Here is an 8,892-nt window from a genome sequence, read left to right as displayed (position 1 = left end):
AGCGGCGAGAGGCGGTTCATGGCCACCGGTTAACGGCCTCTTTACCAACGCATCAAGACGCTATCAGGGTTAACGGAAGCGCCGTCCCGGGGCGGCACAGAGGGCCGCAAAACGTGACCGCCTGCGGGCATCGGCAGGGCTTCGGGTAGGAAAACGTTAACCCGGCACCCGCTAGGCGGAAAGCGTGGGGGTGAACTGACGAGCGCCGTGCCGGCGCGAGGAGTGAAGTCGCCTGATGCCGCCATTCGAACAGCCGCAAATCGCGCCGGAGCGCTGATCATGGGCTGCCACCATCACGACTTCGAAACGGCTCTCGGAACCGCCCCCGCGGAGCCGGAAGAGGAACTCGGCCCGGCCCCTTTTGTCGGCGAGAGCGAGTTCGAATTCTTCAGCCGGCGGGCGCTCGAGGAAGCCCGGCTCGCGCAGCAGGCGCCTACGCCCGCCGCCGCCAACGCCCACCGCTATCTCGCCGCTGCTTATTCCGAGCAGCTGGCGCGGCACATCAAGGTCCATTCCGAGCTCGAGGACCTGCTGAGCGCGCTCCCCTAACCCGTTGACGGGCTCACCCGCTTCGGCTTCACTCAACGGATGAAGCTCCTCCTCGCCGCACTCGCTTTGCCTTTCCTTGCAGCGCCCGCCTCAGTGGCCGCCAGGGAACCCGCCCGCACCCTCACGGAAGGCGCCAACGGGCGGCAGATCGTCCTCAGCCGCGGCGAGACGCTACGGCTCCGCCTCGAGAGCAACGGGACGACCGGCTATTCCTGGGAAGTGGCGGAGCTTCCCCGCATCCTGAAGCGCACCGGCGGCGGCTACCTTGCTCCCTCCGCGCCGCGGGGCGGGCCGCCCATCGCCGGAGCCGGCGGAACCCAGGAATTCACCTTCGCCGCACGCTCGGCCGGACGCGGCACGCTGCGCCTCGTCTACCGCCAGCCGTGGGACAGGAAGGCGCGCGCCGATCGAAGCTTCCGCCTTTCCGTGCGGGTCCGCTGATCCGGCTGCTCAGCCTGCCGCAGAGGCTCCCACAAGCTCCGGCTCGAACCGGGCCAGCGCCTGCCTTCGCACCTCCTCGCGGATCACCTTGCCGGTGCTCGTCCGCGGCATCGCCGGCATGTGGCAGACCTTGAGCTCGACCTCCTCCACCCGGCCGCCGATCCGCAGCTGGATGGGATGGACCGGAGCCTTCTCCGATTCGACGACCGCAAAGACCTGCTCCTCGCCCTGGTCGTCCTGAGTCGAAAACAGGCAGACCGCGGAGAAGCCGAACTCCTCCCGGATCTGCTCCTCGATCGGCGCCGGCGGGATCTTCGAGCCCTGGACATTGAGCACTTCCGTCACTCGTCCCTGAAGCGCGATCCTGCCGTCCTCGCGTGCCACCGCCAGGTCGCCCGAGTAGAAGTATCCGTGCCGGAAGAACCGGCGCGTGGCGTCCGGATCGTTGTAATAGCCCGAAGGCCCGTCGAACGTCGGGATCCGCATCTGCCCCACCTGGCCGACCGGCACCGGTGCATCGTCGTCATCGACGATCTCCACCCCCCGCTCGGGCACAAGCCGATGCCATTTGTGATCCTCCGGGCTCTCGAGCAGCGTCGAGGCGATCCCGCCCACTTCGGTCGATGCCAGCCGGTTGATCACGGTCGGTGTGATCCGGCGCTTCGCCTCCTCGAGCTGAGTCATCGTCACGGTGCCGCCGCTCAGGTACAGGCACAGCTTCTCGTTGCACGGAAAGGACCCCTCCGGCGCGGCCAGGATTCGGCTGAGGAGGTGCGGAAGCATGATCGCGTCGGTCCCGCCCGGGTGACGAAGGGCTTCGTGAACCTCCGTGCCGCCGCTGACGATCACTCCCCCACCCGCCTGCCAGACGGCCGACGGGCCAAGGAAAGCAGCTGCGGTCCAGGCGCCGAAATCGAATATGTGGTACATCGTGTCGCCGTCGAACTTCGACAGCCATCTCATCGCGCCCGCCTCGGCGGCCGCATCGTAGAGCACCATCTTCGAAGTGCCCGTGGTTCCGGACGTGGTGAGAATGTGCCCGCCGTCGCGAAGCCGGGGAGCATCGGCGGTGCCGGCCGCTCCCTGCCCGGGCATCAGCGACAGCAGCGAATAGCCCGCTTCCGCGCACCGTTGGGGAAGGCCCGGCCAGTCTTCCGACGGCATCGTCACAACGCAGCGGACGTTCGGGAGCGGGAGCTCGCCGACGCTTGCCGCCGAGCGGATCGCGATCGTCGTCAGCCCGAGGCTTCGAAGCGCGAGGCTGCACACCCAGGACCAGGCGATCTCGCCGATCGCAAGCACGACCACGCCTTCGCCGGTAAGGCCCCTCCCGGCAAAGTCGCGCCTCGCCGCCTCGATCGCCTGCGCAAAGGCGCCATAGGACAGATCGCGGCCGCCCTTCGTGACCGCCGGCCGCTCGGGCGTCTGCTCGGCCCACTTGAGGATATTGTCGTAGATCATGGGCGCGCTGGGTCTCCAGGAAACTGTTTCCGCCGAATGGCGGCGTTCCGGCCTCCGATCAAGATGTCCGCCGCAGGAGGTCTCGCGCACGCAAAAACGCCCCGGCCGTTTCCGGCCGAGGCGTTTCTGCAGTCTGAAGCGAGTGCTTAGCGAACGCCGCGCGGACCCGAATTCTGGGTCAGCAGCTGCGGGTTGCGCGAACCGGAATTGCCCGGCGCCGGGCCGGACTCGGCGCCGTTGCCGTAGCCGTTGTTGTTCTTGGTCTTGGTCGGCGGGCACGGCGAGCAGCCGCAGCCCGAGGGAGCCGAAGGCGAGCTGCCGGCGCCGCTGACATACTTCAGTTCGGTTTCGAAAAGATCACGCATGTTGTTTCTCCTGTTCAAGCATAGGCCGCCACTATTGGGTTGCAGGAGCGGTCGAACCGTTGCTGACAAGAGTTTCGGGGGGCCGCAACCGGCCAAAATTAGCCGTCCACGAATGGGACAATGCCTGATGAAAACCTGATTGCGCGAAGGCGCGACCGGCCACTCCGTACGGCTGCACCGGCAGAGCCGGACAGAGCCTATGCCTGCTGCTCCTGGCTGGCCTTGAAGACCGCCAGCTGGTCCTCGAACGCGCGCTTGTAGGCGGGCCGAGCTCCGCCTCGCGCGGTATAGGCGGCGAGGTTCGGAAACTCTTCCACCGCCCCCGTTCCGCCGAGCCTCCGAAGCACCGTCACCATCAACAGGTCGCCGGCGCTGAAGGCGCCCTCCAGCCATTCGGCATCGCTGAGCCGTTCGGAAAGCTCGCCGAGCCGGACCCGGACCCGATCCCGAAGCATCGGCAGGCGCTCTTCGTACCAGGGCTTGTCGCGCTCGAATATCGCCGCCATCCCGAATTCGACGATCGGCGCCTGCATCGTCGTCAACGCCGCGAACATCCACATGATCGCGCGCGACCGGGCATCCCCTTCGTCCGGCAGCAGGCCGGCATTCCGCTCCGCGATCCGCAGCACGATCGCTCCCGATTCGAACAGCCCCAGATCGCCTTGCTCATAGGTGGGGATCTGCCCGAACGGATTGAGCGCGCGGTGCGCGGGCTCCTTCATCCGGGCGAACGAGACGAGCCGGACGTCGTAGGGCTGGCCCACCTCTTCGAGCGCCCAGCGGACCGGCATGTCGCGCGCAAGGCCCCTGCCCCGGTCCGGCGAGGCTTCGAAGGCGGTGATGATCGGGATCATGGTCGGCTCCGGTTGGGCGGTGAGAGGAAGGACAATCCCTCCTAAGGCGCCGCGAAGCAATGTCCGCCCTGCACCGATTCTCCACATCGCCCGGATCAGTGCTGCAAGCCGGCGTGCGACAGCGCAACCTGACGCTTTGGGAATTGGAGACGGACAATGGTTGAGGTGGAGCATCGGGGTTTCGGAAGTCGCTGGCGGATCGTCTTTTGGGGCGCCGCCTGTGCCTTGCTGGCGCTGCCGGCGGTGGCGATGCAGTTCACGCGCGAGGTGGATTGGAGCGGCGGCGACTTCGTCCTGATGGGCCTGCTGTTCGCAATGGTGGGCGGCGGCATCGAGCTTGCGGTCAGCCGCTCCTCGGATCGTTTCTACCGCGCCGGAGCGATCGTTGCGATCCTCGCCAGCTTCCTCACGATCTGGGTCAACCTGGCGGTCGGGATGATCGGCTCCGAAGACAATAGCTACAACCTCCTGTTCGCGGGCGTGCTCGTGCTCGCGATCCTGGGGTCCGCACTCGCCAGCTTCCGCTGCCGGGGAATGGCGCGAGCCATGGCCGCCGCCGCGGCGGTGCAGTTCCTGGCCGCCATGATGGGCCTCCCGGCAGACCCTCGCGGCGGCATCCTCTCCGCCCTCTTCGCCCTCCCCTGGCTCCTCTCCGCCGCCCTCTTCCGAACGGCAGCGCGCGCCCCGGTTGCAGAGGGCGTGAAGCCATAAGAACCTGCGCATTGCAGCCGGTCGGGACCAGGTGCACAAAGCCTCGCGATGGAAGCCGGGGACTCCGAAGCACCTCCGAAGTTCGGGCTTGCGCTGCGCCTGCCGCTGATCGCGCTCGGCGTTACGTCGATCGCAGCCGCCTTTCCCCTGGCCTATGTCGCTCTGGTGTTCCTTGGCGGCGGACACGGCAACCCGTTCGGAGCCGCCGGCTGGAGCGAGTGGCTTTTCCGGGCGGCCCTGCTCGGCATTCCGCTCCTCCTCGTCGCCGCCGGCTTTGCCGCCATAGCCTGTTCGAACCGGCGCGGGCTGCGGAAGCTGGCCTTAATCGTCGCTCTGATCCCGGCATTCGTCCTGATCGCCTTCGCCGCGGCCGCTTACTCGAACTCGGCCGAGCACGAGCGGGTAAGATCCGATCTATGCGGCAATCTTCCGCCGAGCGCCTGCAGCGTCGGCGCGCCTCGCTGAAAGAGGTCCCGATCGTGAAGCGCGATGGGCCAAAGTCGGAGCCCTGGCGTGCCGCATGGATTGCTTCGCCGCCGCGCTCGCAGCAATGACGGCCCGCCATGCGCATTGCACTTTACGAGCCCGATCAGGCGGGGAACGTCGGCACGATCCTCCGGCTTGCGGCGTGCCTCGGGACGCCGGTGGACGTGATCGAGCCGTGCGGCTTTCCCTGGGGCGACAGGGCGCTGAAGCGGGCGGGGATGGACTATGCCGAGATCGCCGCCGTCACCCGCCACGCCGGGTGGGAGGCGTTCGAGGAACGGATCGAGGGCCGGCTGGTGCTGTTCACGACCGCGGGCGCCGAACCCCTCCCCTCCGCCCGGTTCGAGCCCGGAGACACCCTGCTGTTCGGCTCCGAAAGCCGCGGCGCGCCCGGGGAAGTGCATAAGCGGGCGGATCTCAGGGTCCGGATCCCGCAGGTCGAGGGCACGCGTTCGCTGAACATTGCGGTCGCAGCCGGGATCGGCCTCGCCGAGGCGCTCCGGCAGACCGAGGGGTGGCCCCGGTCCGCCGGCTAGCGGCGCATCCGCTTCAGCCCTTCGCCCGCCGCGCCCGCATCGTCAGGTAAAGCGCGAACAGGAGCTCGATCGCGCCGACCGCGAGGATCGGGCCGCCCGGGATCGGTACCGCGTCGTAGATGCTGAGCAGCCCGACGAGCGTGATGAGCGCTCCCAGCAGCCAGAAGAGGCGGTCCCCGTAGATCGTCTTGAAGACGGCATAATGGGTGCCGACGGCGATCGCGGCGAGCGGGAAGACGTAGGAGGGCTCGAAGCGGAGGAAGAGCCAGGCGGCGAACAGGCCGCCGATCATCGCGATCGTGCTTTCGAGCGCCAGCAGCCCGAGCGGATTGTCCGGCGCCTCCTTCTCCCGCCGGAACACGAGCCGCGAGATTGCCGTCGAGAGCGGGTAGATCAGCATTCCCGCGAAGAACAGGACGATGAAGGCAGTGCCGACGCCCCGGCTTTGCTCCACCAGTGCCGCCGCGAACCAGGCCAAAGCGGAGACGAAAACTCCGGGCCCGCCGCCCAGATAGGCCCGGCTGATATCGCGCTGCGCGTCGGTAATGGTCATTCTGCTCCCCCCTTGATCGGCGGGCGCATCATGAGCCGTTCGGCGCGCGCTTTCCACCCGTTGCGGAAATCGCTCTCGAGGAGCAATCTGTGCAGGTGAGACATGTCGCTTCCATTCCCGCAGCTGCCGCACTGCTGCTGCAGGCTGCCTCGCCACCGCCGGCCGTCGCACAGGTGAAAGGCGAAGCGTCCGTGGCTTCTCCCGTCGAGACGATCGTCCGCACTCACGAGCTGCTGTTCGAAACCGCATTCGACCCCGGCCGCTTCTTTGCAGGGGAAAGGTTTGGCGAGAATATGATTACCATCGTCTACTGGGGCGACAGCGAAAGCTGGCCGGTATATGGGCTCGCAATCCGCCAGGGCTGTTTGAAGCATCAACCCGTCACACGCGACTGCCACAGGCGGCGCACGGTCCGGATGGTGCGCGCGCCTGCCCCTCCAGACCAGCCGCGGCCGAGGATGCGCGGCTTCAAGCTGGGGATGCGAATGATCCAGGCGCGCGCGACCACTCGGGAAGCGGTTGCCGCAGAGCTTGAACGCGCATCGATGGAATGGCTGGAAGCCGATTTGGCGCAATGCCCCGCAGCATCGGCGGTCGTGGGCGACGCCGACAAGATCATCTGGGTAGCTGAAGAGATTCACGCCCCCAAGATGAAAACCGGTGTTCCCGCACCCCCACCATTTCATGCGGATTCGGTCGAAGTGACCTTCAGGACCTCGACCGGAAGATCGACCTATTCGGGGGCAATCGAAAAAGGAAGTGCTGCTGCCTGGGCGACACGGCTTGTAGAGGCCCTGGAGCCCTGCTGGCATCCGGCCGCTGCCGCGCCGCCCTGGCGCCGGTGATCCGCCCGGACGGGGCAGAGGCCCCTTCTCCTCGCCCTCACTGCGGCGTGTCGCCGCCGCCCTGCTGGAATTCGAAGCCGGGTTCCTGCCGCCGCTTTCCGGTGGCGGTGCCGAGATTGTAGGCGAGGCCGAAGAGCACCATCCGCCCCGTCCCGCGCTGCACGAAGCGGTCGCGGAGCGTCGGCGTCTCGAAGACCGACACCTGCCTGGCGCTGTCCAGCACGTCCTGGCCGGTGACGAGGAAGCTCAATTTCTCGTTCACCTTGCGGCGGTAGCCAAGGTTCAGGATCGCGCCCGAGCGGCGATAGCCCTGCGGGAGGATCTGCTTGCCCGCATAGACTGCGTTCAGCTGGAAGAAGTCCTTCGGCGTGGGCTGCCAGCTCAAGTTGACGCGCGCAGTGCCGGTGGTGCCGGAGCGGGGGCCGAAGCCGCCGGCCTGGCGGCTGTCGATCTCCTGCCATAGGAGGCTGCCGAAGGCGTTGTAGGAGAGCGTCTTCGAAAGCTTGCCGTTGGCGACGAGCTCGACGCCTACCCGCTCGGCGGTGGCGAGATTGTCGCGGGTGGTGAGGAAGACGCCGCCGCCGATGTCGCTGACGATGTCGGTCACCCCGCCGCGCGAACGGCGGTAGAAGCCGGTGAGCGAATAGAAAGTCCCGGCCTTCCGGTGCTGAAGCGCGAGCTCGAAGGAATCGGTGACCTCGGGGCGGAGGAAGGGGTTGCCGCGGCGGACGTTCTGAGGGTCGATGTAGATGGTGTAGGGATTGAGGTCCTGCGGCGAGGGCCGCTGGATCCGCCGGCTGTAGCTGCCGCGAAGCTGCTCGGTCTTGCTGAGCTGGTAGCCGAGGTGAAGCGTCGGATAGGCCCGGAAATAATCGTTGCGGACGACCACCTGGTCCGTGATCTGGTTGAGCAATGTCTCCACCTGCTCGAGGCGGAGGCCGAGCTGGGTCTCGAGCTTGCCGGTCTGGAAGCGGTAGGTGCCGAACCAGGCGTGGACAGTCTGGTCGTAGTCGAAGTCGTTGGTGAGGCCGGCGACCGGGACGAGCGCGCCGAAGCCCGGGCCGCGGGCGCCGGCATTTTCGAAATCGCTTTCGGTGCGGTTCGCCTGATAGCCGAGGTTCAGCGACGCATCCTCGCCCATCGGCCGCTTGTAATCGAGCTTGAGGTTGTAGTCGGCGCGCCCGCCGGCGTTGCGGATGCGCTCGTAGGAATCGGGCGCGGCCGCGAAATCGGTGACGGCTTCCAGCTCGCGCCGGAGCTTGCCTTTCTCCACCTCGAGATCGGCGACGAATTCATGCTCCTTGCCGGGCAGCGTCCGGCGCCAGGAGACGCGGCCGCTGGCGCTGCGCTGGTAGAGGTCGAGGTCGGACACCCGGTTGTAGGACGCGGCGGGGATGGAGCTGACGAACGCGTCCGTCCGGTCGATGTCGCCCGAAATGGCGCGATAGCTGAGCTCGGTGCTGAGGCGGTTCGCCTTGTCGAGGTCGTAATCCACGCCCACGCGCGCCATCCCGCCGAAATTGGCGGTTTCGAGCTCGGTTTCCTGCCGGCTGGTGACCGTGCCCCCCGCCGGGTTCAGCCGCACGCGGTCCTGGGTGCCGCTCGCATCGCCCGTCATCCTGCGAAAGCCGAGATCGCCGGAAACGGTGAGGCCGCCGCCCGAATGCGTCCCGCTGAGGCTCAATGCGCCGCGGCCTTCGCCGCCCACGGTGGCGCGGACCGAGCCGTAGCGGCTGTCCTTGCGCACCTGCTTCGAGACGAGGTTGATGACTCCGCCCGATCCTTCCGGGCTCATCGCGGCCGACGGATTGGTGATCACCTCGACGCGCTCGATATTTCCCGCGGGCATGGACAGCAGCACGTCGCCGCGATTCTCGCCCCGGAGCATCGCCGAAGGGCGGCCGTCGATCAGGATCGTGACTCCTGGGTCGCCGCGAAGGCTGACCCGGCCCTGGAGATCGACTTCGACGCCGGGGACGGCGCGGAGCGCATCGGCGACGGTACCGGTCTGCACCTGCAGATCGTTCGCGATGTTGAAGCTCGTGCGGTCGGACGATCCCACCACCTCCGATCGCGTGCCGGTGACCACCA

The 8,892-nt window shown here is 67.4% G+C and carries 11 protein-coding genes; 6 read left to right on the top strand and 5 right to left on the bottom strand.

Going from position 1 to position 8,892, the window contains the following annotated elements:
* Positions 1 to 222 precede the first annotated feature (222 nt).
* Both VF662_RS14365 and VF662_RS14360 read left to right on the top strand, forming a co-directional pair.
* The gene (locus tag VF662_RS14365; RefSeq protein WP_464142469.1) at positions 223 to 549 is read left to right on the top strand and encodes a hypothetical protein; all 327 of its coding nucleotides are present in this window, start codon (positions 223 to 225) and stop codon (positions 547 to 549) included.
* Between the two features lie 39 nt (positions 550 to 588).
* Positions 589 to 990, top strand: coding sequence for a protease inhibitor I42 family protein (locus VF662_RS14360; RefSeq protein ID WP_464142467.1), 402 nt, complete (start codon positions 589 to 591; stop codon positions 988 to 990).
* Positions 991 to 999: 9 nt separating this feature from the next.
* Here the strand turns inward: VF662_RS14360 and VF662_RS14355 are convergent, their stop codons facing one another.
* The 3 genes from VF662_RS14355 to VF662_RS14345 form a co-directional block, all read right to left on the bottom strand.
* Entirely contained in the window at positions 1,000 to 2,451 is a 1,452-nt protein-coding gene (locus VF662_RS14355; RefSeq protein ID WP_464142465.1) for an AMP-binding protein, read from the bottom strand.
* A gap of 146 nt (positions 2,452 to 2,597) precedes the next feature.
* A complete protein-coding gene (locus VF662_RS14350) occupies positions 2,598 to 2,816 on the bottom strand; it encodes a hypothetical protein (RefSeq protein WP_464142463.1) in 219 nt (72 codons plus the stop codon).
* 197 nt (positions 2,817 to 3,013) lie between these two features.
* Positions 3,014 to 3,670 (bottom strand): glutathione S-transferase family protein, encoded by a 657-nt coding sequence (locus tag VF662_RS14345; RefSeq protein ID WP_464142461.1) that lies wholly within the window; start codon positions 3,668 to 3,670, stop codon positions 3,014 to 3,016.
* A gap of 156 nt (positions 3,671 to 3,826) precedes the next feature.
* Here VF662_RS14345 and VF662_RS14340 point away from each other — a divergent pair, with 156 nt between their 5' ends.
* The 3 genes from VF662_RS14340 to VF662_RS14330 all read left to right on the top strand — a co-directional run bounded on the left by VF662_RS14340 (position 3,827) and on the right by VF662_RS14330 (position 5,403).
* Positions 3,827 to 4,381, top strand: a complete 555-nt coding sequence (locus VF662_RS14340) for a hypothetical protein (protein WP_464142459.1) — start codon at positions 3,827 to 3,829, stop codon at positions 4,379 to 4,381.
* A gap of 48 nt (positions 4,382 to 4,429) precedes the next feature.
* Positions 4,430 to 4,846 carry a hypothetical protein gene (locus VF662_RS14335; RefSeq protein WP_464142457.1) on the top strand — a complete coding sequence of 139 codons (417 nt, stop codon included), beginning with the start codon at positions 4,430 to 4,432 and terminating at the stop codon, positions 4,844 to 4,846.
* 98 nt (positions 4,847 to 4,944) lie between these two features.
* Positions 4,945 to 5,403: a tRNA (cytidine(34)-2'-O)-methyltransferase gene (locus VF662_RS14330; protein ID WP_464142455.1), complete on the top strand. Its 459-nt coding sequence runs from the start codon at positions 4,945 to 4,947 to the stop codon at positions 5,401 to 5,403.
* A 13-nt stretch (positions 5,404 to 5,416) separates the two neighbouring features.
* Here the strand turns inward: VF662_RS14330 and VF662_RS14325 are convergent, their stop codons facing one another.
* A complete protein-coding gene (locus tag VF662_RS14325; RefSeq protein ID WP_464142452.1) occupies positions 5,417 to 5,956 on the bottom strand; it encodes a DUF7010 family protein in 540 nt (179 codons plus the stop codon).
* A 293-nt stretch (positions 5,957 to 6,249) separates the two neighbouring features.
* On the opposite strand from VF662_RS14325, the gene VF662_RS14320 reads away from it, so the two are divergent.
* Positions 6,250 to 6,801, top strand: coding sequence for a hypothetical protein (locus VF662_RS14320; protein WP_464142450.1), 552 nt, complete (start codon positions 6,250 to 6,252; stop codon positions 6,799 to 6,801).
* Positions 6,802 to 6,838: 37 nt separating this feature from the next.
* Here VF662_RS14320 and VF662_RS14315 read toward each other — a convergent pair.
* Positions 6,839 to 8,892 (bottom strand): TonB-dependent receptor domain-containing protein (locus VF662_RS14315; RefSeq protein ID WP_464142448.1); only part of this gene is annotated, 2,054 nt, incomplete at its 5' end.

The organism is Allosphingosinicella sp. (assembly GCF_036387215.1).
GTDB lineage: Bacteria > Pseudomonadota > Alphaproteobacteria > Sphingomonadales > Sphingomonadaceae > Allosphingosinicella.
The sequence above is the reverse complement of the archived record's forward strand: the minus strand, read 5'-3'. Positions and strand labels throughout refer to the sequence as shown.

Bases quoted from the DNA above. Each gene is read 5' to 3' on its own strand.
- VF662_RS14340 (WP_464142459.1), top strand. From the start codon at position 3,827: ATGGTTGAGGTGGAGCATCGGGGTTTCGGAAGTCGCTGGCGGATCGTC.
- VF662_RS14335 (WP_464142457.1), top strand. From the start codon at position 4,430: ATGGAAGCCGGGGACTCCGAAGCACCTCCGAAGTTCGGGCTTGCGCTG.
- VF662_RS14355 (WP_464142465.1), bottom strand. From the start codon at position 2,451: ATGATCTACGACAATATCCTCAAGTGGGCCGAGCAGACGCCCGAGCGG.
- VF662_RS14325 (WP_464142452.1), bottom strand. From the start codon at position 5,956: ATGACCATTACCGACGCGCAGCGCGATATCAGCCGGGCCTATCTGGGC.
- VF662_RS14345 (WP_464142461.1), bottom strand. From the start codon at position 3,670: ATGATCCCGATCATCACCGCCTTCGAAGCCTCGCCGGACCGGGGCAGG.
- VF662_RS14320 (WP_464142450.1), top strand. From the start codon at position 6,250: ATGATTACCATCGTCTACTGGGGCGACAGCGAAAGCTGGCCGGTATAT.
- VF662_RS14360 (WP_464142467.1), top strand. From the start codon at position 589: ATGAAGCTCCTCCTCGCCGCACTCGCTTTGCCTTTCCTTGCAGCGCCC.
- VF662_RS14350 (WP_464142463.1), bottom strand. From the start codon at position 2,816: ATGCGTGATCTTTTCGAAACCGAACTGAAGTATGTCAGCGGCGCCGGC.
- VF662_RS14330 (WP_464142455.1), top strand. From the start codon at position 4,945: ATGCGCATTGCACTTTACGAGCCCGATCAGGCGGGGAACGTCGGCACG.